A 24,368-nucleotide genomic window follows, 5' to 3' on the forward strand; every position below is an offset into this window, starting at 1 on the left:
AATAGCGACTCTGGAAAATAAATGATTATTAAATAGCTCAATGTTTGACTATTCACCTTGCATTGATAGTCGTTGATGCAACACAAGCACTTTGCGGTTCACTTATGCATTGGTATAGTAGCCAACCTAATGTAAATTTGGCTGAAGGTTTTATTATGATTGTTATTACGGGCGCGAGCAGCGGCTTAGGCGCTGCACTGACTCAACAATATGCAGCAGAAGATCATACCCTGTTGATCACTGGTCGCAGTGAGCAAAAATTAGCGGATATAATGGCCAGCTTGACTCCTCTTGAGCAAGCTAAGGTGCAGACTCACGCAGCAGACTTATGTGTGGCAGAAGAGGTCAGTGATTTATTTTCGCGTTTATCAACGCCACCAAGCAGCGTGATCCATTGTGCTGGTAGTGGTTATTTTGGCCCAATTGAACAGCAAACGCCGCAAGCTATTAATCAGTTGATCAACAACAACCTAACTTCAAGCATTCTGGTATTACGAGAGTTGGTAAGTCGTTATCGCGATCACAAGGTCACGGTTATAGTGGTGATGTCGACCGCAGCGCAAGCAGGTAAAGCCAATGAGTCGACTTATTGTGCCGTAAAATGGGCAGTAAAGGGATTAGTTGAATCGTTGCGATTAGAATTAAAAGATAGCCCGATGAAATTAATTGCGGTATATCCAGGAGGAATGGCAACAGACTTTTGGCAAACCAGTGGCAAAGACATTAATACCTCAAGCTTTATGACCGCAACAGAAGCCGCCGCCATGCTCAAACAAGCCTTAATAGCGACTGAACATGGTTATGTCTCTGACATCACCATTAACCGAGGTTAATATTCCGTTAATTAGTTAACCTAAAGTAGAACGAACGGTTTATTATCCCAAGTTAACTGCTAGTGATGTTCTTGAGTTTGGGTTTATTTGGGTAAAAATGGTTTGGTTGACCAATACCAGCAATATATCCACCCTGCGGGCGCAAAAATAACGTTTAACACTATGGCGTAAAAACCAACTAACGGTAAATTAGGGGTTTTACCTTTGGCAAACTTTAAGGTAAAGAACACCACAACCAAGGTTAAAACGAAAATAATTTGACCAATCAATGTGGCATTTAAATTCATGATGTTACCCTTTTAACCATCAAGCGCGTTATGCTGAAATAGCAACGACGTTGCTGATGATACCTCATCTTAGATTATTGATAAGGCTACTACAATGTGTAAAAAAGTCGTCGTAATACTGCTGTCGATAAGCCTTGTTCTGGGCTTGTCAGCTTGCGCTGAATTAAAACACACTGGCAAAGAAATTGGTCACACCACCAAAAAAGTGACCACTGCAATCGGTCACGGGACCCGCGATACCGTCAAGGCCATTGGTCACGGAACCAAAGAAGTCATTAATGACATAAAAGAAGATGACTAAACTCTGTCGCTTTATATCATCAAAAAGCCGTTAATGCTGGGCATTAACGGCTTTTTGATTTATTGAATGATTCATTCAATAAATCAATCTTTAGTGATGGCGATGTTAGTGCTTGCAATGCTCGCTGTGCACATGGTCATCATCAGCAAATTCACTATCGCTAGCTTGGTTTTGCATTACGCCCCAACCATCAGAAATACCGTCAAACTCTTGCGCAAAGCTATTTAACTCAGTTTCTTTGGCAACAAGTGCTGCGTAATCAGGTACCATTTGCAGGCAAACAATCACTTCCCACTTAGTGCTTTCTTCATCAAAGTTAACCTCAAGCTCACCTTGCATGTCGGTTTGACTTAATGCTTCTAACGCCGATTCGGCATCACGTTGGTCATCAAACACTAAGAAGAAATCTACTTCTATTGATTGAGTAAGGTCAATACCGGCATCAGCCATTGCAGCCAACATTTGGCCATTATCATCGTCTGGGAATTGCATTTATCAATCCTTAGTCTGCAGGAACAATTTCAATTGTCGCGTCATTGAACGAAATTATATCGCCAACAACACACTTTTTACGTTTACGAGTATCAACGTCACCATTGACGGTAACTTGACCTTCAGTAATGACATGCTTTGCTTCGCCACCGCCGTTCACTAAACCGAGTACCTTTAGTACTTTGTACAGTTCTACGAATTCATCACCTTGAAGTAATGCAAACGCTTGAGTTTGAGTCGTCACAATAATCGCCTTTTAATCAAATATGCTGGCTATTATAGCCTATGCCAGTTTAGCAAGCATCAAGCATTTTGAATGGGCTACTAAACGCATATTGAAACCCTAATTGATGACTGATTAATTGACCGTCGATAATTTTGCTTGGCTGTTGCTGCTGATTAAACTGCGGGGAAATTAATCCAAGATGCTCGGCGGCGGCAGCATAAAACGCTCCACGAGTAGGATGTTCATTTGCTGCGAGATTATAAATCGGTAACGTATCCGTACGTGAAAGGATCAAGCTAACGGCTGCAATACAGTCATCTAAATGCACTAGGTTAACCGCTACATTAGCGCCGCTAACATCGGTTTTACCCGCAAAAAAACGTCCAGGATGACGCTTAGGTCCAACTAAGCCTGAAAATCGCACAACACAGCTATTTGCCATTGCTGAAAATATGGCTTCAGCTTGCAATAAGGTGTCACTGGTATCATTAAATGCGCCAGCATCTTGTTCGGTTACCGTTTGATTTAGCGACGGATAGACCCCAGTGGAACTGATAAAAATAACTTTTTGATATTGGCGTTCACCCATCAAATTTTTCAACTGGGTTAAATAGCCAAGATAGTCAGTTTCACCTCGTCGCAGTCCTGGCGGTAAGTTAATCACAATGGCGTCAGCATCGAATAAAGTCGCCTTTTTTACCTGGGTAGTCACATTCGCCAAATCTAATTGATAAGCCTCAATACCAGCTTGCTGTAATTGAGCTAAATCATCAGGATGACGTTTTGACGCTTTAACCTGAAAACCTTGTTTCATTAATTGTGTGGCGAGCGGAAAACCAAACCAACCGCATCCGATAAGGGTAATTGTGTTCATGTATTCTCAATATTACTTCGTTAAGTCTTAATGATTGAAGTTATTGAAGTAAAAGCTGATTGGACTATTAACTTGCAATGTTTTCATTGCCCCATCAGATAAGTCATCTAACTTTACAACTTCTTTCACTTGGACATCTTCATTAATTAAAAATCGAAAGCTAGGCTCTGCACCGCTGACATTACAAGACCACACATGTGGCTGCTTGACATCGGCGGTAGTCATCATCACCTTGGCGATGCTGTCGTCAGTTAAGCGCACTATAGTGCCAGGTGGATAGATACCTAAAATTTTGACTAACACCGAAATCAAATTATCACTGTGTTTACTACTGTGAGTTTTAAATAAAATACCCAGTGCAATTTGCGGAGTCTGGTATTGGTGTAATAAGGTTTCATAGTCATTGGCTAATGACACTATTTGGGTGGTGAGTAAAATGTTGGCTTCAGTCAAATGATGAGGATAACCACTGCCATCAATAAACTCGTGATGATGCAACACAATGTCTAACATAGCGTCAGGAAATAACCCCGTCCGCTTAAGCATCTCATGGCCAAAATTAGGGTGCATTTTTAAAAAATTACTTTCATGATCGCTTAACTCACCACGCTTACGCCTGATAACATCAGGCACTTTGAGTTTACCGATATCGTGAAACAAGCTGCCTAATGCAACGTCACGGACATCTTTTTTAGGCAGTGATAATGTGTGGCCAATCATCATAGAAATAACCGCGACTGAAATACCATGTTGAGTCACACTCACATCCGTCTCACCACTGCTCACTAAGGTTAAGTGAGGGGTTTCGCTTTCATACAAATGTTCAACTAAATCTTCGACTAACGTAGCAGTTTCACGATAAGCGCCTTCGGGATCACTCACTATTTTACCAAATCCCGTTCTGATATCATTAACTGATTTCAAAAATCGCTGTTGACTGACTCGGATACTTTTTTTAGCCAATGGTCGATAATCAATGTCTTGATTAACGACTTCTTCGGGCTGTTCAATTTCAACAGGAACATCAATTTTAGGCAGTAAGTCATGCCCATCAACCACGTACACAAATGACACATCGAGACCTTTGATCATCTCGATTTGAATTTGTTGTTCAATCTTAACTTTACTGCGAAAAAAAGGATGGCTTGTCCATGACAAAGGCAGCTTAACGGTTAACCCGATAACCATTTGCGATACAGGTATTTGTGTTAATTCGACTTTAGCCAAAGTATTGATCCTTTTCACATTCGCCACGTTATAGCTAAGATGATAATGTCATTCTTACACTAACATTTTCAGTAATAGAGTTATGTGTATCAAGGCCTTACATCTTTACCTTTTGGATCACAGTTAATATAGAGCATTTATACCAAGCCGTACATTGTTTAGTATGTTACTTGATCTCGTCATCAGATGAGGTTTCAACTTTTACTGCGGTATCATCTGCTGTCCAGTCGGCAAAGTAGTAATATAGCCTCTTTGATTTAAACACATAAATGACTGACCAAAATAGAAAAAGTGCATCAATCGAATAGCTAATTTTAAACAAATAGTCATCGTGCACCATCCGCTGAAATAAAAATAGTCCATCAACAATGAGTAATCCCCATAACAACCAACCACTATATCGAAATAAAGGCATTAATATCGGCCAACTGCGTTTACGCTCGGCAATAATAAGTCCATAAATCAACACCGCACCGACACCGGTAATTAAGGCCAATATAAAATCGCTTTTTTCAGGATAAAACAACCGAACTAAACCTGATCGATCATTAAACTGGGTCAAGGATGCAATAAAAATACACCAGCCACGGGCTAAAAAAACCAGGATCAAATATAAAAACAAGGGTGGTTTTATGTGGCCGCGATCGTCAAGCCAAGTAATATTACTAAAATTCACAATAAACTCTTATCGGCGGCCACAAGTATAAATTAAGCATCAATATCATCAGCATTAGTTGGATGCATTCAGTAAATCCAGCAAACCTTGTTCATCTATCACAGTAACACCCAACGCCTCTGCTTTTGCGAGCTTAGAGCCAGCAGCCTCACCCGCGACAACACAATCGGTATTTTTAGATACACTGCCGGCTACTTTTGCCCCTAATGCCTGTAAGCGTGCTTTGGCGTCATTGCGATTAAGTTGCGTCAATGTACCGGTTAACACCCAAGTTTGACCTTTTAGGCTCAATTGCGACTCATCAGCTTTTTCTATTACAGGCCAAGTAATTCCGGCGTTAAGCAGCTGCTCAATCACTTCAATGTTATGGGACTGAGCAAAAAATTGACGGATGTGTTTCGCCACAATTTCACCCACATCTGCCACTTCAAGTAATTGCTCGACACTGGCACTGCAGATCAGCTCAAAATCGGCAAAGTGTTGTGCTAAGTTGGCAGCAGTAGCCTCGCCAACTTCACGAATGCCTAAACTATATAAAAAACGCGCCAACGTGGTCGTTTTAGCCTCTTTAATAGCAGCGACAATATTAGTCGCTGACTTCATTGCCATGCGATCTAACATAGTGACAGTCGAAGGCGTTAGCTTAAATAAGTCTGCAGGGGTTTTAACCAATTCTTTATCGATCAGTTGTTCGACAATTTTGTCACCCATGCCGTCAATATTTAATGCTTTGCGGGAGGCAAAATGTTTAATGGCCTCTTTACGCTGAGCTTCACAAAATAATCCTCCACTGCAACGCGCTGTGGCTTCGCCCTCTAAACGCTCAACAGTACTTTGGCAAACAGGGCAGTGATCGGGAAAGATTATATCTTGAGCCTCATCGAGACGTTTTTCTGGAACAATCGCGACAATTTGCGGGATCACATCACCGGCGCGACGAATAATCACAGTGTCGCCAATCTTAACGCCTAAACGGGCAATTTCATCAGCATTGTGCAAGGTGGCATTAGACACAGTTACGCCACCGACAAATACAGGTTTGAGACGGGCAACCGGAGTGACAGCGCCCGTTCTACCTACCTGAAAATCAACCGACTCTAACAGGGTCATTTCTTCTTGTGCTGGGAATTTGTATGCGATGGCCCATCGAGGTGCTTTGGCTACAAAGCCCAGAGTCAGCTGCTTAGCAATGTCATTGACCTTAATCACCACACCATCAATTTCATAGGCAAGCGCACTGCGCCTGGCCATAATATCAGCATAATACGCGTATACTTTATCGACTGAATCTGCCACTTTTACTTCACTGCTGACCGGGACGCCCCATTGTTTTAATTGAGACAACTGGCCAAAATGGCTTGTTTGCATCGGTTGTGATTCACCTTCCACCACGCCTAATGCATAAGCATAAAATCCTAATGCGCGTGCAGCGGTAATTTTACTGTCTAATTGGCGTAAACTGCCTGCCGCGGCGTTACGCGGATTAACAAATACTTTGTCGCCTTTACCGATTTGACGCTGGTTTAACGCCTCAAATGCCGCTTTGGGCATAAACACTTCACCACGAACTTCAACTAAATCCGGAAATCCTTCACCACGTAATTTAAGTGGGATTGATCTAATTGTGCGCACATTTTCAGTAATATCTTCACCCACACTGCCATCACCTCGTGTTGCTGCGCGTTCAAGAACGCCCAAACGATAGGTAATACTCACCGCGAGACCATCGAGTTTAGGTTCGCAAACATACTCAGTGCTATCGACTTTATCGATAATGCGCTTGTTAAATGCCGCAAAATCAACTTGCTCAAACGCATTGTCGAGGCTTAACATCGGTTTAAGGTGGGTAATTTGGGAAAATTTTTGTAAGGCCATCCCACCGACTCGTTGGGTCGGTGAATCAATGGCTTTACATTGCGGATAGTCACGCTCTAACTCAGTTAAGCGTTTAATTAATCTATCGTATTCAGCATCGGGTATCGACGGAGCATCATCAACGTAATAGCGAATATTATGTTGATTAATAGTGTGAGTCAGTTGATCCATTTCAGTTTGAATAGCGTGCATTGTGGTATCCGTCATACGAGTTGTAACCGTGATATTCTTGATAAAGAGTAAAGGCATAAAACAATTAAGGCCGCTGCTGCGGCCTTAATAAAAACATCTACCTACGCCGCATTCAGTCGTCGTAGATAGTCTTTTTTGGTCTCATCTGACCAAGGTTGACGTTGTCCGTCTAATAATTGGGCACCGAGATCATCGGCAATTTGATAGGCCGAGTTCAGCATTATGGTAAAGTTCATTAACGGATCGCCATAACAAGGTAATGTCATAAATAACACCACGCCTTGAGTGACAAACTGCTCCATTTGATCTGGGTCAAAGATACCAGGTTTTAACATGTTAGCGAGTGAAAACAGCACCTTGCCCGTGCCTGCATTGTCAATGTGGCGATGAAAAATATCCATCTCACCGAATTTAAAATTAAGCGACAACAAGCTTGGCAGTAATTCTGCACCCTGAATTTGCTCACCTTCTTTAGCAACAATATGCAGCACTAATACATCGGTAGGCTCAGCAAGTTCATTAACAGGCGCATCCGCAGGCGGATTAATGTTAACGCTAGGGTCAACTTCAGTATCAACTTCAGCATCAACTTTAGGCACTGCAGCTTGCCCCGTTGGCTTAATCGGATCCGGTTTGGTTACAGTAGGCTTACCTGTGTAGCTTTCTAACTTGGCCGTACTGGTTGAAGGATTAAATATCTTTTTAGGGGTGTTCATTGACACGTTTGCAGTGGGTTCGGGTTGAACCTCATCGTCAACAAATAACGCTTGTTGAGTGGGGTGCGCCGCTTTAGGTTCAACATGGGCAGGCTTAGACTTTTTAGGATCAGGCTGACGCAACGAGTCACGTAGTGGAGTGTCCGATAACCTAGCCTCGCTCGGATTGGATTTTTGGCTTAACTGGGTCTTAAGTATCGGCTTAACAACGGGTTCTTCAATGTCATCTGATTTGCGCACGCGCACTTTACCAATACCATCTGCGTCAAAACCTTCAGAGTCTGTACGTTCAGCTTGGTCTTTATAAAATCCAGCCATCGGACTTTGCTTCATTGATTTAGGTTGTTGTTTACGAATCGACCAAAAACCGTGCACTAACACCGCAATAATTGCGATTGCGCCTAATACGAACAACACAAGTTGTAAATCTTTCATTAGATTCCCTGTCTTCCTAATTTATACCGCGTCAGCCATGGCGACGGCGGCTTCAATGTCCACTGCGACTATCCTTGAAACGCCAGGTTCATGCATAGTAACGCCAATAAGTTGATCAGCCATTTCCATTGTTATTTTATTATGACTGATATAAATAAATTGCACACTTTGTGACATTTCTTTCAGTAAGCGACAAAAACGTTCGACGTTGGCGTCATCCAAAGGTGCATCGACTTCATCGAGCATACAAAAAGGTGCTGGATTCAGTCTAAAAATAGCAAAGACTAATGATAATGCGGTTAACGCTTTTTCTCCACCACTTAGTAAATGTATGGTGCTATTCTTCTTACCTGGCGGCTGTGCCATGATAGTAACACCCGTTTCGAGCAGGTCATCACCGGTTAATGCCAAATAAGCCTTTCCCCCGCCAAATACCTTTGGAAATAGTAGCCCTAAGTCATGGTTTACCGTTTCGAATGTGGCCTTAAAACGGCTTCGGGTTTCTTTGTCTATCTTACGGATAGCGTCTTCTAAGATCGCTAACCCTTTATTTAAGTCGTCGTCTTGACTGTCTAAATAGGCTTTTCGTTCTCGTTGCGATTCAAATTCTTCAATGGCGGCAAGGTTGATGGCACCTAAACGTAAAATGTTTTGTTTTACTTTTTCAAGCTGTTGCGCCCAAACATCAACAGATGCATGTTCAGGGATTTCGACAATGACTTGTTGTAGCTGAATTTGCTGTTCTTGCAGCAATTGCAGCTGCGCATTCGTCTGCCCTTTTAAGCCCTCACGACGTAACTTTAACGTGCTTATCGCTTGAGTCAAGTCTTGTAACACTACAAGCTGTTGTTTTTGCATCAATACTAAACTGTCTAAGCTAGTTTGAAGCTCTGCTTGTTGGGAACGATTTTGTTGTAATTGTCGCTGCAGGGCTTGCTGTTGCTCAAGAGCTTGTGCCAGTTGTGTTGATAATTGGCTTAAATGATGTTGACCTCGTTGTTGCTGATTGTCGAGCAGCATTTGTTGTAGCTGAGATAATTGGCTTGCTAATTCTGTCTGTTTTTCATGTTGTTGCTTTAATTTCTGCTCGCTTAATGCATGTTGGGTGGCATGTTGTTGCACTTGTGTTTGCTGGTGCTTAACACGATTAGCAGCATCACCGCGAATGGCTTTGGTTTCACGTAACTGAGCTTGACTCGTTTGCCAAGCTTGCTGGGCAACGTCGTGTTGATTCATCGCCAGTAACAATGCATCTTCTTGGGTCGAGACTTGTTCTTCAAAGACCTCTACTTGCATTTTTTTATCGCATATTTGCTGTTCGAGCTTGGCGATTGATTGACTGCATTGTTGTTGTTTATCGCGTTTTTCAACCATTTGCTGAGTTAAACTGGTCACTAACGAGTGCAGTTTTGTTTGTTGGATCTGTAACTGATGACAGCTTTGTTGGCATTGACTCAGTGCCACCTGAGTTGACGTGGCGATATGGGTTAACGATGTTAACGCTTGTTGAGACGATGACAGCTGCTGTTCAAGCACGGCTGATTGCTGGCTTAAGCTTAATCGTTCTTGGCTTAGGACAATCGCCGATTGCCCAGACTGAGTAGGGTTAAGTACAAAACCATGGCCAATCAACAAGCCTTCTTGGGTGGCAATATATTGATCAGATTGCAATGTCGGCAATATCGTTTTTGCTTCACGGACACTCGACGCCCACACCACTGTTTGTAACCACGGCGCTAAATTTACCGGGGTCGTTAATGCGGGATAAACCACTTGATGTTGCTGTTCAAAACCTACTAATGGTTCTGTAACACTTAACAAGGATGTTTGGTCCAGCGCTAAAACAGGTAATTGACTTAATCCTTGTAAGACGTTGTCGACGGCTTTTTCCCAACCTGGCACCACCTCAATTACTTGCCATAATTGTTGGCCATCATCTTGGGTATGATCCGCAAGCAGCTCATCAATAAATTGCAATCGTGAATGATGATGAGTCACCGATTGCTTTAGTGTTTGATAAGTATCGCTAGCTTGAGTCACGCCCTGCTGCTGCTCGATTAATGAGAGTTCAAGCTGACTGTGTTGCAGCTGTTTATCATTGAGTTGTTGTTCAATACTGGCTAATTCTGTGGCACTGCTTTGCAACTGTTGTTGCCCATCTTGTTGGGTTAACGCCGCCAGTTCAAGCTGTGATTGTGATAAATGCTGCTGGTCTTGAAGTAAACTTTGCTGCTGGTGACTGAGGGTTGATTGGCTCAGGGCTAACTGCATTTTATTGGCGGCTAAGGTTTCGGCATACTGGGTTAACTGACGTTGCTGAGCATCAAACGTCTCTTCAATAGCAAAGACTTGCTCATCGATCTGCTCAAGCGCCTGACTCGCCTGTTCATAAGCGGGTTGATGAGTATTAACTTGCTCAACCAATCGCTGATGAACATGGTTCATATCGACAATCTTATCGTCAGCTTGTTGGATCTGCTGCTGTAATAGTTGAATTTGTTGCTGCAACTGGGTGTCTTGTTGCTGCTGATGTGCAAGCTGTTGCTCAAGTTTGCTGATGGTATTACCGGTTTGGTAATACTGTTCCACCAGTTTATGTTCGGCATCACTGAGTTCTGCCAATTGCTGTTTCAGCTCGATAACACTGGTATCTGCTTGCTGCGCGGTCTTTGCTAACGCTTCAGCCTTGAGCTCACGTTCAGCGGTTTCGGCATCGAGTCTGTCGGTTTGCAGCAACAGTTGTTGGTATCGCATAACCAATAGTTGGCTATGTAACTGGCGTTCACTATTTTTTAATTCTCGATACTGCAGAGCCGCTGTTGCTTGTTGCGATAATTTGTCTAACTGGGTACCGAGCTCAACCCGGATATCATTTAAACGTTCGAGGTTTTCACGGGTATGACGAATACGGTTTTCGGTTTCTCGGCGGCGCTCTTTATAACGTGAAATGCCCGCAGCCTCTTCAATAAACACTCTTAACTCTTGAGGTTTAGATTCGATTAAGCGTGAAATGGTACCTTGCTCGATAATGGCATAGCTACGCGGCCCAAGGCCAGTGCCCATAAATAAGTCGGTAATGTCTTTTCGACGACATTTTTGGCCATTTAAAAAATAATTTGATTCACTATCACGATTAACTTGTCGTTTAACCGAAATTTCTTGATAACTGGCATACTGGCCAGTGAGCCTTCCCTGAATGTTCTCGAACACCAGTTCGACACCCGCAACAGAAATAGGCTTACGTGCCGATGAGCCGTTAAAAATCACATCGGTCATAGAATCGCCACGTAGTTGCTTTGCCGAACTTTCACCCAGCACCCAGCGCACGGCATCAATCACATTGGATTTTCCGCAGCCATTAGGGCCGATAATTGCCGACAAGGCATTATCAAATGGGATTTTAGTTGGGTCTACAAACGACTTAAATCCAGCAAGTTTTATGTGTTTTAATTTCATGTTGCCAGTTCAGGTACGCTATAAATGGAAAAAGCAGTTCACTTTAGCAATTGAGATCCATTTTGTAACGATTTTTATCCTTTAGACACCGTTTATCACTTGTTTTATTGCGCTAGGCTGGTCAAAATCAATTATATAAGTCACAAAATAGGCAGTCTTAATGGTCAGCAATTCGAAAATCGGTAACAAGAGTGGTGTAAATTATTTTATCCAAGGGTTTCAACTAATTAAACAACCGGGATTACGCTCATTTGTTTTTATTCCACTGATGATCAATTTAGTCTTATTTGCCTCCGCGATGTATTTTGCGCTAGGACAATTAACAGAGCTATTTACATGGATGGATAGTCAACTTCCAGAATATCTAAGCTGGTTGAATTTTCTGTTGTGGCCATTAGCGGTATTAACGATGTTAGTGGTGATGTCATTTCTATTTAGCTCAGTGATGAACTGGATTGCGGCACCTTTTAATGGCTTATTGGCCGAAAAGGTAGAACAACACCTCACAGGGAAAAGCTTAAATACCGGTAACTCCGTCGATATGATTAAAGATTTACCGCGTATTTTTGGCCGAGAATGGATAAAACTTAAATACTACTTGCCACGAGCATTATTGTTTTTAGTCTTATTTTGGTTACCTATTGTCGGTCAAACCGCAGCACCCATTTTATGGTTTATATTTACAGCATGGATGATGGCGATTCAATATTGCGACTTTCCATTTGATAATCATAAAGTCAGTTTTGATGACATGAAATTTGCTCTGAGAAATACCAAGGGGTCTAGTTTTAGCTTCGGTGCTACTGTGACACTGTTTTCAATGATCCCCATTGTTAACTTTGTCGTCATGCCAGTCGCCATTTGTGGTGCAACGGCAATGTGGGTCGATAAATATCGAGAGGCCTATAAAAATAACGCTATCGCCCCAGACTAATCCATAGGGGGCGAATCTATAAAAGAATAGCCCAAAGCGTCATCGCCTAGATTGCACAGCCTAAGCCCAATGCCTAGCATCGGGCTTTTTCATTATATCCCCCGCACTGATTTAACATTCCGAGACAATTTCACGATACTTCTAATACCCGTTGGGCCTAGGTGTTAATGCCTTTTTTACGCCACTTTTACGCCATTTTTTGCGACAACTGTCTGCGATAACTGTCTGCAATAATAAGGGCAATAATAAAAATGAAAAAGAGTTGCCAACAATAATAGTGATCAACGATTTAATCCCAGCTAACGACTTACTCCAGATAAACGACCTTACACTGGCTTTAGTATTGAGCCGTTTTCCTCTTTACCGCGTTGCCAGCTTCTAACCAGCCGTTTTATTTCACATACTCACCATCGATGAAGACATTGAATTTGATGGTGACGTTAATGGATCGGTATGGCAGCAAGCCTTAAATAACCTCAATGGTGGATAATAAAGGTTATCAAACAACTCTTTGTTCAATAATCGTTATTGTCTCGACTGACCGTATGCCAACTATTGATGCGTCAATTGGCCTTGTTAGCAAAACACGGGGCAAGTTTGATATTGCAGACTTGAAATAAACTCGTTGTTAACGATTTATCTCATCTTTTATCAGACTTGAAGCTAAATACAAAAAGGCCGTTGATGCTTAAGCATCAACGGCCTTTTTGTGTTTCTCTGATTAAAAATAGCTTATTGAGAAACGACTGTCATGTTTAGCTTTAGACAAATATTCATCCGCGCGCTGTTATTCATCCGCCATTCGCGCGAGGCAATGTGCGTGCAAATGTTTCATTACCCATGATAGACACGCCACCGTTAAATGAAATAAATACAGCTCCAGCACAATTCCCCATGGGATTGTTGCCACATTGCGGTCTACATTTATTGACCTATGTGCTTGCTTTAATGGCCTCTAAACCTTTAAAGGCAATAACTATACCGTATTGATTATTCCTAACACTACCAAAACACTCGACATATCAGGTGATGTCCACATAGAATCCAAAATCCTCAACAAGCATATGCGTTAATATTTTGGTTACTGTGGTGCTATCGTCTTTAATCAACACCACAATATATTCAGCTTTATTATCTAGAACTCGAGTCAATTAACACTTCTCAAGTACAATACTACCTATAGAGTAGCCTGCACCAAATGAGCACAACAAGCCCAGATCACCCGTTTTAAAATCTTGATTGAATTTATGAAAAGCAATAACCGATCCCGCAGAAGCGGTGTTGGCATACTCGTCCAATATGATAGGCGCTTGAGTGGGTTCAACATTATCACCAAGAAGCTTCTTCACCACAAATAAATTCATGTTTATATTGGCCTGATGAAGCCATAGACGCTTAAATTCTTCAGGTTTTATTTGCTCGTCGCTAAATTGGGCATCTAAATGTTGGTAAATCATCGGCAATAATTCTTTAAATACTTTGCGGCCTTGTTGATGAAACAATTTATCAGCTGTGGTCGCATTTTCAGGATCGCAGCGATTAACAAAACCAAAATTACTGCGGATATTGCTGGAATAATCCGTTGCACAACGGGTAGACAATACGCTAAAGGCATGAGTAGATGTCGATAATTCATCGCGTTCAACCACCACCGCGGTGGCAACATCACCGAAAATAAAATGACTGTCACGATCACGGAAATTGATTTGCGGTGATGTTAGTTCAGGATTGATTACCAGTACCCGATTAGCGGTTCCGCCTCGAATTGCATCAACGGCATTCACAATCGCAAAAGTAGCAGATGAACAAGCCACTAACATATCGTAAGCAAACCCTTTGGTGCCCATGGCTTGCTGGATCTCAATCGCAATAGCGGGATAGGCTCGCTGAGTATAAGCACAGGCAACAATCACTAAGTCGATGTCTTCAGCCGTTAAGTTTGCTTGTTGTAATGCTTGTTTCGCGGCTTCAATGCCCATTTCTGCTTGCATAGACAAGGATTCAGAAGGCTTATCAGCAATTAACGGCATCATGATGTTGGTATCGAGAATACCTTCTTTTACCATAACATAACGGCTTTTGATCCCAGAGGCCTTTTCGATAAACTGACTTGAAGAATACGCCAAGGCTAGCACTTTTCCAGCCTCAATATCTGCGGCATGCTGTTGATTAAACTGGTCAACATAACTGTTGTAACTGTTAACTAATTCGTCGTTAGATACACTGTAAGGTGGTGTATATAAACCACTTCCTGAAATCACAACTTTATTCATTTTACTCTACCATTTTTAGTGAATGAGTTAGCGAAAGCTCATCTGCGCCAGACACATCGACATCAATAAATCGAACTGTTTTATTGAAGGTTTGACTAACACTTATCAATATCATGACTCGTCAATTGGGTGGCACGACATAGAAACATTTTGCTGATTAACGCCATTCTAGTATTTTATAATTTATTCTTGGCATACTAAATTAAATTTTTCTAATGGTCAGACCATTAAAGGAGGCTAATTCGACTCAAAAGGCTATTAACGCGGCGCAAACAGGATATTTAGAATAAATATGCTACCATTAATAACTAAAAAGAATAAGGCAGAACAAACTTTCACTTCTAAATCCTGCTGAGCAGATTATGATTAGATAATGCAAACATAGGAGCAAATAATCCATGAGCAAAATTTTCGAAGATAATTCATATACTGTGGGCAACACACCGCTGGTTCGTTTAAATCGCGTCAGCAATGGCAGGGTGTTAGCCAAAGTAGAAGCTCGTAATCCAAGCTTCAGCGTTAAATGCCGTATTGGCGCTAACATGATTTGGGATGCAGAAAAAAAAGGTCTATTAACCAAAGATATTGAGTTAGTTGAACCTACATCGGGTAACACAGGTATTGCACTTGCTTATGTTGCTGCTGCACGTGGTTACAAATTAACCTTAACCATGCCAAATACCATGAGCTTAGAACGTCGTAAACTGCTTAAAGCATTAGGTGCAAACTTAATCTTGACTGATGGCGCCAAAGGTATGAAAGGTGCCATTAATAAGGCTGAAGAAATTCGCCAATCGGCACCTGAAAAATACTTGGTTCTTGGTCAATTTGATAATCCTGCTAACCCTGAAATCCACGAAAAAACCACCGGTCCAGAAATCTGGAATGATACCGATGGTGAAGTGGATGTATTTGTCGCCGGTGTCGGTACTGGTGGAACATTAACCGGTGTAAGCCGTTATTTAAAAGCACAAGGCAAGACTATAACGTCTGTGGCGGTTGAACCGGTTGACTCACCTGTAATTGCTCAAGCATTAGCAGGACAACCTATCCAGCCTGGTCCTCATAAAATCCAAGGTATTGGTGCAGGCTTTATTCCAGGCAACTTAGACCTATCCATTATTGACCGCGTTGAAGCCGTCACTAATGATGAGTCAATTGAGATGGCTCGTCGGTTAATGAAAGAAGAAGGGATCTTAGTCGGTATCTCTTCTGGTGCCGCTGTTGTTGCCGCGAACCGTATTGCTGCATTACCCGAGTTTGCAGACAAAACTATTGTGGTTATATTGCCTTCTGCTGCAGAACGTTATTTATCGACTGTATTATTTGCTGGTGAATTTAACGACAGTGAAAACGTGCAGTAATGTCAGTTGTTTGAATAATCGTTGCTTAACGGATCAATCTAATAACAATGATTATTAATTCTTTACATTATTAGTATTTAGTCGATGCCAGCATATTGCTGGCATTTTTATTACAGCAATTCACGTTATAAACCGAGTGTGTTGCGAAAAGTGGAATAAATCAAACGATTTATTCCGTTAAGTCAAGAGTCACCGGGTTATATAAAAAATCACAAAAAACATATAAATATTCACACTGTAAAGAGAAATTCACGGCCAATAAAATTAAAACTTATTGTTTGTAACATTATGTTTATATTCTCCAATTACACATAAATAGATTTTAAATAGGTTAAAACGGTGATTTACTTCAAAAAAAATCATAGATTAAATTTTTTCATCTAAAAATTAAAAATAATTTACAAACAAATTATTAACAATTTTATTTTTACCTACTTAAATACAAATCAAAAAACCTACAATCCTAAAACAAAGTCGCACCAATAATGAGCACGCCATTAACAACTTGGAAGATTACCTTTTAATTTCACACACATGTTGCCGATTGTTATTCTTATTGTTAATAATGTGACTATTGATTGTAACCACCAACTCGATACTCACTCGGCTAAACCAATATTGTTTTTTTATTTAGGTATGGTTATATCAATAGTGGTGTAACTTTGTTTCATTTTTATATTAAAAATGATCTGAATGATTACCTCATAATAAAAACATTTCTGGGAGTGATAAAATGCAAGTTAATTCACATTTAGCCAAAGCAATTCGCTTTGCGCTAATCAGTGGCGTTGCTGTTTCAGCAGCGACCACATTCAATACCTATGCTGAAGACGTTGCTAATACAGCGTCGCCTGTAGAAAGGATTTCAGTAACCGGTTCACGTATTATTCGCGAAGGCGCTGTTGCACCAACACCGGTAACCGTCATTACCGGCGACGAATTATTATCAACGGGTGTGACCAATATTGGCGAAGCCTTAAACCAGTTACCTGCGCTAGGTAATACTTATTCGCTCGCCAATTCTGGCCGCTTTATCGGTACTTCTGGGCTTAACTTGCTCGATTTAAGGAGCATGGGTACCGCCAGAACACTTGTGCTGGTGAACGGTAAACGTCATGTATCAAGTTCTGCGGGTACTTCATCTGTCGACATCAATACCATCCCAAGTGTATGGATCGATAAAGTTGAAGTGATTACCGGTGGTGCATCAGCCATTTATGGTGCCGATGCGGTAACGGGTGTGGTTAACTTTATTTTAAAGAAAAATGTTAATGGCTTAGACGTATCCGCCACCAAAGGTTGGGCGGATGATAGTGGCCATAACAAAGATCGTTTTTCATTATCTTATGGTACTAATTTTGCCCAAAACGATGGTAATGTTGCCTTTGCCGTTGAATACAGTGCCCAAGAGCAATTGAGAGCGTTTGACCGTGATCAGACGTCGACTGCTTTTACGAGCCTAGCAAATTCAGATCGTATTACCGATAACAATGACCCTAGCGATCCAGACAAGATCTGGACACCTAATGCGGGACATTACACCATTAGTAATGCGGGTAACGTTAATTTAGATGGTTGGAAAAGCTTTAATCCAGATGGTTCTCTAACAAATGTTTATTCAGGTCAAAATGTTGATGGCATTCGTTGTGCTGATTGTGATTTCACCAATTTAAACCAATTTGTTGAATTACAGCCAGAATTTGAACGTTATAACATTAACTTTAAAACTAACTATCAGTTAAATGATAACCATAACGTCTATTTTGAAGCTAAATACGTTAACAGCCAATCCACCGATGAAGGTCAACCTGCATTCTTCTTCGGTAACCCAGTTAACGATGTCCAAATTGATAATGCTTTTATCAATCCGGAACTGGTTGCGTTAATGAAAGCAAACAAAGATAGCGATGGTAATGCTGCCCCATTAGACTCGATTAATGTTCGCCGCTTTATGACTGATTTAGGTGTGCGTATTGAAGATGACACCCGTGAAACTCAACGCTATGTATTCGGCCTTGAAGGCTTAGTCTTTGATGATTGGGATTACGATGTTTATGCCATTTATGGTCAAACCGATCTAGAACGAGTTAATAAAAACAACCTAGTCTATGACAACTACAGCAACGCCCTTGATTCCGTGCTCGAAAACGGTGTTGCGGTATGTCGAGATCAAACGGCTAGAGATGAAGGCTGTGTCCCAGTCAACATCTTTGGTTTTGGCGCGCCAAGTCAAGATGCTATCGATTATATTAATACCACGTCAACAGGTACATCGATTATTAAGCAAACCGTATTAGGTGGGACATTAACAAACTCATACTTATTTGAACTACCAGCGGGTTATGTTGGTTTATCTACCGGTGTTGAATACCGTAAAGAAGAAAGTGAAGTCTTTGAACCTGACAATGCCGAAGGTACTTTCTTTAATGCATTAGGCGAAGATAAAGGTGATTTTGATGTCAACGAAATCTTTGCTGAAGTCACGCTTCCTTTGCTCGCCGATTTACCTATGGTTCGCCAGTTAGACCTAGATCTTGCAGTGCGCTATGCTGATTACAGCACCATTGGTAATGCGACAACGTGGAAAACAGGTTTAAGCTGGGAAGTCGATGATCAACTCAGACTTCGTACCACATACTCAGAAGCCATTCGCGCCCCCAACATCAGTGAGCTTTATGGCTCAGCAAGCCAAAATTTCTTCAACGTGAATGATTCTTGCCGTGCTAAAAACTTAAATGACCTAGCCGATCCAACCCTACGCCAAGCCAATTGTACAGCATTGGGGATCCCAGCTGGTTTTGATGCTGACTACGACGATAAAACCCTTGAAGGGTTAAGTGGTGGTAACCGCGAGCTAAAGGCCGAAGAGTCAAAAAGTTATACTTTAGGGGTTGTTTATCAACCTGATTATATCGATGGGTTATCAATCACCACTGATTATTGGAATATCGAGATCGAAAACGCCATCAGCGCCGTTGGTGCTCAGGATATTATCGATCGATGCGTTGATTCGCCATCAGGTGTGGATAACGAATACTGTAGTTTGATTACTCGTGACGCAACCAGTCACGAAATTACTCAAATTAGACAGTTCTCGTTAAATATTGCCTCGCTTGAAGCGGCTGGTATCGACTTTGATATTGGCTATATCTTTGAAGCCTTTAATGGTGATGTTCGCACGAACCTGATTGCGACTCGTCTCCTAAAACGTAAAGATTTCTCATTCCAAGATGAGCCTGATACATTTGAGGAACTTGCAGGCACGGCAGGCTATGCTGAATGGCAAGCAAACTGGAGTCTAGGTTACTCAATTAATAGCTGGGATGTTAACTGGAGAACGCGCTATGTTGAAGGTGTGAGCCTTTATACCGATAAAGAATTAGCATTAAACGCCAATCCTAACAGCAACATGGAATTTAGCGATTACTTTATCAGTGATGTCGCAGTTACCTATAACTTTGACTCGGGTATCAAGTTGAAATTTGGTATCGACAACCTGTTTAACCGTGACTTACCTTACGGCAGCACAGGTACAGATACTACCAGCTCAGCTTACGATAACGTCGGCCGTTTCTTCCATACGACCGCGACCTATAAGTTCTAAGCGGTAGGTTTATTGGTTGGTTAAAAACGGCATCTTAAGATGCCGTTTTTTTATCTACTCATTATCTCAATAGTATGCGCAAAAAAGAAACCGCAAAGTGGCCAACACACCTGGCCTCAGTATTGGCATTGATAACGGCTGAAATAGTGACTGAAAAAATAACGACTAACAATCATTAGTCGCACAATTGATATTAGCGATTCAAAATTATCCGCTCAATTTACGATGATAATTATTTATACCCAAGTTATCTCCACTCTGGATAATACACTGTCATCAAGCAATCCTTTGTCTTGCTAAGCTCCTTGTATTGACTTGCCATAGTGCCACTATTAACACGGCTATTAACACGGCTATTAACACGGCTATTAACACGTTAATACGCCTTGTTAACAAAACAAATGCTACTCTTTTACCTCTTTATTCCATCCCTTAATCCGAGCTGAGGTTACATAATTTAATTAACACCTAATATTGTTAATAATCCTAAGCACAATGAGTTTTTTTTCGACCAATAACACAGTATTCTTGTATCAAGCCCACAAATTATGAAGCATTACCTATACCTGCAATCAAAAATAGCAGATCATACTCATATTGTTTTATATATTGTTTTTCCACAGATAAGGTATTTCATGCATTATACGCTTAAGCAAATAGCCGTTTTCGATGCCGTCGCAAGTTTAGAGAGTGTCAGCGCTGCGGCCAAAAAACTGTCAATGAGCCAATCAGCGGTTAGCATGTCGTTAAGCCAGCTCGAACACTTATTAGACCGGCCATTATTTATTCGCCAAGGTAATCGACTTATTTTGAGTCATTGGGGCCGATGGTTACGCCCTAAAGCTCAAAAACTACTGCAAGATGCCCATCGAATTGAATCTGGACTTCATGAACAGCACATCATCAGCGGTACAGTAAAATTATGCTCTAGCCAAACGGCCGCGGAGCATTTACTCCCTGCTCTTATTAGTAAAATTGATAATGATTTTCCCGAACTTAGAATCGAAATTGCAGTCGAAAATAGCGATAAAGTGGCTCAAGAGGTCCTCGACTATCAATTTGATTTAGGCGTGATTGAAGGCCGCAATGACGATAGTCGATTACATCAAGAACCTTGGATTGATGATCACCTTGTGGTTATCGCCTCACCGAATCATCCGTTCGCGCAAAACGAACGCACTAGTATTGCCCAATTAGAACAAGCCAAATGGGTGCTAAGAGAGCCAGGGGCTGGCACGCGACGTATTTTTGATGCGGCAATACACGGCTTAATCGTTAAATTAAATGTCTGGAAAGAATACGAGCATGTCGGGCTATTAAAGGCTTTAGTCAAGAATGGGGTTTATTTAAGCTGCTTACCCTATTTAGATGTAGAAAAAGACGTGGCCAAAGGAGAATTAGTCATGCTGACCACGCCAGAGTTAAACTTAAACCGCCATTTATCGTTTATTTGGCGTCAAGATACCGGTGACAACCCACTACGAGATTGTCTCATTGCAGAAGCAAGGCGTGTCTCTCACAGTTAACGACCCATCGATACATCTACGTGTCGATCAATGGACTTAAGTAATCGAGTTGTTAACCGCTAGATTGCTTTTTTTCTCAGTTGCCAAATCAAACTTCGACACCGCAAAGCTGTTCATTTTACTCGATAATTTATGCTGATATTGGGTTGTTAGCCTAACGATTCCCCAACCGCTATTAAATCATTTTCACCTGTTATTGCTAGGGACTGAGCCGCAGCGGATTGAGCTGCCGATAGACCTCTGCATGACTCAAAGCCGCACTTATTACCAGCAAATGAACGCTCTGATAAATCAAGCTTATGCTTGTGTTTACAAACACAGTAAATACCGCTATTTAGTGTGACTGGGTAATATTTGTGATCATCCCCATTACGTTATCATTAACCATAGGGCCATAAAACGCCTGTATCCCTTTGACATTCAAATTATCAAACACCACGATAATCACTGGCCTTAGCTATAGTAAGATACTTGGTTGGCGATCCCAAAGCGTTCTGGGAGATTTTTACGTAAAGAGGATAAAGACGATTTATAGTTTTGTACTCGCGGTTTGAGCCCTGCTTTTTGCGGCTCAACGGGACTCAAATTTGGTTATTTTTTTTGACAACGTCTTTAGCAACTTAGGAATGTTAACCAATACACTATTTTAGCCGACAACAATATTAACGATTAATGCCGTCGCAACAACCGGAGACAGTCGCTATGTTGCCGTCTTACATTCAACTTCTTGCACCAATGAAACATGCCATTTATCGTGGCTCAATGGCACCGTTATCGTCTTAATGCCATTCTTTAGATTGCGGTGCTGGTTTATCAATACGTTACCCTCTTAGGGAATACTGATTTACCTATTCTCAATGCATATACAATCACAATGAGAATTAGAACTAGAATGGCAATATCTGCAGTTAACATAGATTGCTGTTGCAGCATGGCGCCTTTTGCACTGAAATGTTCTATATTTATAATCATGATCAAGATAGTGATGCCTGCAAATGCCTTTTTCTTTAGGCAACCTCAGGATACAGCTAACAAGGGTTAAGTGAAATTGAACCACACTGATACCCTGTATCAGTATTATTGATTTGGAATAATATTTTAAAGGCTGTCTTCCTAGAATCGATGACTATTATGCCAATTTCCCGTTCTAATTTTGCCATCGACTTGTTAACCAGCTCTCACTTCCAGCAAACAAAACAGTAACTTTCTTGAAACCTGAGTGATGCAACCTCATCGCTATGCTAAAATCGATGAGGTAAATTGGTATTACCAAAGAAAGGCCGAAATAAGGACGTCACTGTAATGCCTCGCGACAAAGGTATTGCAGCTGAACAAAGTGATAAGAGCCACTATAGGCTCGCTGGCAAGCTGCTCTCATAGACATCGCCGTCACTTCAAAGGAACACACTCAAACTTCATCATTTGATGGACTAACCTGTTCTTTTCGGAGAATGAGAAATTATGTCAGAAACTGTCAGCAATTCAGAAAAAAAAGCTCAAGAAGCTAGCTATAGCGAGCTTCATCGCCCCGCGAGCGAATTTGAAAGTCGCGATGCCTATTTAGAAAACGAACTCAAAATAATGAAGCCAAGACGCTGGAGACTCAATCTTCCTGGGCGTGATTTTCGCTTTGAATGGGAAGACTTAGTCCCAGCCATCGCAGGAACAATTGGGATTACTGTGATGTATTCAGCAGTAATGGCTGCTTGGGCTGCAGGCCTAAGTGATAAATGGGACCACGTGAGTCTTGGGGCAGAATTTGCTATCCAAATAGTCCGTGTAGAAATGCTAATACCAGCACTACTATTTTGTATCATTAGCTCTGGTTTTATTAATCCAAGAGCCAATCTCGGTGGCAACCATGGGCCGATGATCCCGTTAATTGGTACCATCGCACTCGCCGGCGCCCATCCCTTAGCATTGGCAATCCTCATTGGTATATTTGGCTTATTGTTAAGTTATTTCAAAGGTGGCTCTAAACTGGTTAACCTCACCAGTAGCGGTGTGGCTGGCGGCTTATTAGTGTTCCTAGGGTTTATGGGAGCAAAAAGTCAGATAGGCTCGTTATTTACTTGGGCAGGAGGACTTCAAGCTAAGCATGGCCTTGACTACTCACTCGGTTATGTCGCATTTGCCATATTATTAGTCAACGTGATTATCTATGCCGCATTAGCTAAATACGGTAAACGTTGGTTAGCCATTCCTTTGTGTTCTATTGCGGCTGTCGCATTGTCATTTGGTCTCGGCGCGGGCTTAGATCTGCAATTTACCACAGCTCCTGGCATTCCCAATCTCAATCCTGTTTATTGGTGGGGCTCAACTGATCAAGGTTGGCAGTTAGGTTTACCTAATATGGCGCATTTTATTGCATCATTACCGTTCGCCATTCTTGCTGTTGCCATGTGGTCGCCTGATTTCCTTGGTCATCGTATTTTCCAAGAATTAAATTACCCAAAAGGGGCTGAAAAGGTACTGATGGATGTCGATGACACCATGGCGACTTGTTCAGTCAGACAGATCGTTGGCACCGCAGTCGGAGGCGGTAACATTACCTCTTCTTGGGGAACTTACATGATCCCTGCCGCCATTGCCAAACGCCCTATTCCTGCTGGAGCAATCTTACTCGGTATCATGTGTATTGTTGTTGCTATCTTGGGTTACCCAATGGATATAACCGTATGGCGCCCTGTAATGGCGATTGCACTGCTAGTGGGTGTGTTCCTACCGTTACTTGAAGCAGGCTTACAGATGGTTAAAGACACTACGAGTAGCCAAGCTGCAGGTATCTGTATTTTTGCTTCATTTGTGGCCAATCCAGTATTAGCGTGGGCATTGACTATGCTGCTTGATAATAATGGCTTAATTGGTGATAAAGAACGTCCTAAAACCTTATCATTTGCCGACCGTATCGTCATCCCGAGTCTTGCATTTGTTATTTGTTTAGCGGCCATGTTAGCAGTAGGCATGATCGAAGGGATACCAGGGTTCTTATAATCCCGTCATGCTCAGCAATACCACAATATAAAGGCGAGATTGACAAGGGTTTCGCTTTTATATTTGCCGACAATTCTATGTTC

17 protein-coding genes are annotated in these 24,368 nt (G+C 41.7%); 7 read left to right on the forward strand and 10 right to left on the reverse strand.

Annotation, left to right across the window (positions count from 1 at the left end; all coding sequences use genetic code 11):
• Positions 1–155: 155 nt before the first annotated feature.
• A complete protein-coding gene (locus CXF80_RS06635; RefSeq protein ID WP_101034697.1) occupies positions 156–833 on the forward strand; it encodes an SDR family NAD(P)-dependent oxidoreductase in 678 nt (225 codons plus the stop codon).
• Positions 834–916: 83 nt separating this feature from the next.
• Here CXF80_RS06635 and CXF80_RS06640 read toward each other — a convergent pair whose 3' ends face one another.
• A complete protein-coding gene (locus CXF80_RS06640; protein ID WP_101032130.1) occupies positions 917–1,120 on the reverse strand; it encodes a hypothetical protein in 204 nt (67 codons plus the stop codon).
• Positions 1,121–1,214: 94 nt separating this feature from the next.
• Here CXF80_RS06640 and CXF80_RS06645 point away from each other — a divergent pair, with 94 nt between their 5' ends.
• Entirely contained in the window at positions 1,215–1,421 is a 207-nt protein-coding gene (locus CXF80_RS06645; protein WP_101032131.1) for a hypothetical protein, read from the forward strand.
• Between the two features lie 105 nt (positions 1,422–1,526).
• Here the strand turns inward: CXF80_RS06645 and CXF80_RS06650 are convergent, their stop codons facing one another.
• The 8 genes from CXF80_RS06650 to smc all read right to left on the reverse strand — a co-directional run bounded on the left by CXF80_RS06650 (position 1,527) and on the right by smc (position 11,590).
• A complete protein-coding gene (locus CXF80_RS06650) occupies positions 1,527–1,913 on the reverse strand; it encodes a ribonuclease E inhibitor RraB (RefSeq protein WP_101032132.1) in 387 nt (128 codons plus the stop codon).
• A 10-nt stretch (positions 1,914–1,923) separates the two neighbouring features.
• Positions 1,924–2,157, reverse strand: a complete 234-nt coding sequence (locus CXF80_RS06655) for an RNA-binding S4 domain-containing protein (protein ID WP_101032133.1) — start codon at positions 2,155–2,157, stop codon at positions 1,924–1,926.
• 49 nt (positions 2,158–2,206) lie between these two features.
• Positions 2,207–3,013, reverse strand: a complete 807-nt coding sequence (locus CXF80_RS06660; protein ID WP_101032134.1) for an SDR family oxidoreductase — start codon at positions 3,011–3,013, stop codon at positions 2,207–2,209.
• 27 nt (positions 3,014–3,040) lie between these two features.
• Positions 3,041–4,240: an HD-GYP domain-containing protein gene (locus tag CXF80_RS06665; protein WP_101032135.1), complete on the reverse strand. Its 1,200-nt coding sequence runs from the start codon at positions 4,238–4,240 to the stop codon at positions 3,041–3,043.
• A 166-nt stretch (positions 4,241–4,406) separates the two neighbouring features.
• Positions 4,407–4,916 carry a DUF2919 domain-containing protein gene (locus CXF80_RS06670; protein ID WP_101032136.1) on the reverse strand — a complete coding sequence of 170 codons (510 nt, stop codon included), beginning with the start codon at positions 4,914–4,916 and terminating at the stop codon, positions 4,407–4,409.
• A gap of 54 nt (positions 4,917–4,970) precedes the next feature.
• Positions 4,971–6,983, reverse strand: a complete 2,013-nt coding sequence (gene ligA, locus CXF80_RS06675) for an NAD-dependent DNA ligase LigA (protein WP_101032137.1) — start codon at positions 6,981–6,983, stop codon at positions 4,971–4,973.
• Between the two features lie 101 nt (positions 6,984–7,084).
• Positions 7,085–8,134 (reverse strand): cell division protein ZipA, encoded by a 1,050-nt coding sequence (gene zipA, locus CXF80_RS06680; protein ID WP_101032138.1) that lies wholly within the window; start codon positions 8,132–8,134, stop codon positions 7,085–7,087.
• A gap of 21 nt (positions 8,135–8,155) precedes the next feature.
• The gene (smc, locus tag CXF80_RS06685; protein ID WP_101032139.1) at positions 8,156–11,590 is read right to left on the reverse strand and encodes a chromosome segregation protein SMC; all 3,435 of its coding nucleotides are present in this window, start codon (positions 11,588–11,590) and stop codon (positions 8,156–8,158) included.
• 160 nt (positions 11,591–11,750) lie between these two features.
• Between smc and cysZ the strand changes: the two genes are divergently transcribed.
• Entirely contained in the window at positions 11,751–12,524 is a 774-nt protein-coding gene (gene cysZ, locus CXF80_RS06690; protein WP_101032140.1) for a sulfate transporter CysZ, read from the forward strand.
• Positions 12,525–13,675: 1,151 nt separating this feature from the next.
• Here cysZ and CXF80_RS06695 read toward each other — a convergent pair.
• A complete protein-coding gene (locus CXF80_RS06695) occupies positions 13,676–14,797 on the reverse strand; it encodes a beta-ketoacyl-ACP synthase III (protein WP_101032141.1) in 1,122 nt (373 codons plus the stop codon).
• 398 nt (positions 14,798–15,195) lie between these two features.
• Here CXF80_RS06695 and cysK point away from each other — a divergent pair, with 398 nt between their 5' ends.
• The 4 genes from cysK to CXF80_RS06715 all read left to right on the forward strand — a co-directional run bounded on the left by cysK (position 15,196) and on the right by CXF80_RS06715 (position 24,285).
• Positions 15,196–16,161, forward strand: coding sequence for a cysteine synthase A (gene cysK, locus CXF80_RS06700; RefSeq protein ID WP_101032142.1), 966 nt, complete (start codon positions 15,196–15,198; stop codon positions 16,159–16,161).
• A gap of 733 nt (positions 16,162–16,894) precedes the next feature.
• Entirely contained in the window at positions 16,895–19,765 is a 2,871-nt protein-coding gene (locus CXF80_RS06705; RefSeq protein WP_101032143.1) for a TonB-dependent receptor domain-containing protein, read from the forward strand.
• Positions 19,766–20,400: 635 nt separating this feature from the next.
• Complete coding sequence (locus CXF80_RS06710; RefSeq protein WP_101032144.1) at positions 20,401–21,291, forward strand: LysR substrate-binding domain-containing protein; 891 nt, start codon at positions 20,401–20,403, stop codon at positions 21,289–21,291.
• 1,461 nt (positions 21,292–22,752) lie between these two features.
• Entirely contained in the window at positions 22,753–24,285 is a 1,533-nt protein-coding gene (locus tag CXF80_RS06715; RefSeq protein WP_101032145.1) for a DUF3360 family protein, read from the forward strand.
• Positions 24,286–24,368 lie beyond the last annotated feature (83 nt).

The sequence above is a fragment of the Shewanella sp. Actino-trap-3 genome (assembly GCF_002836275.1).
GTDB lineage: Bacteria > Pseudomonadota > Gammaproteobacteria > Enterobacterales > Shewanellaceae > Shewanella > Shewanella psychromarinicola.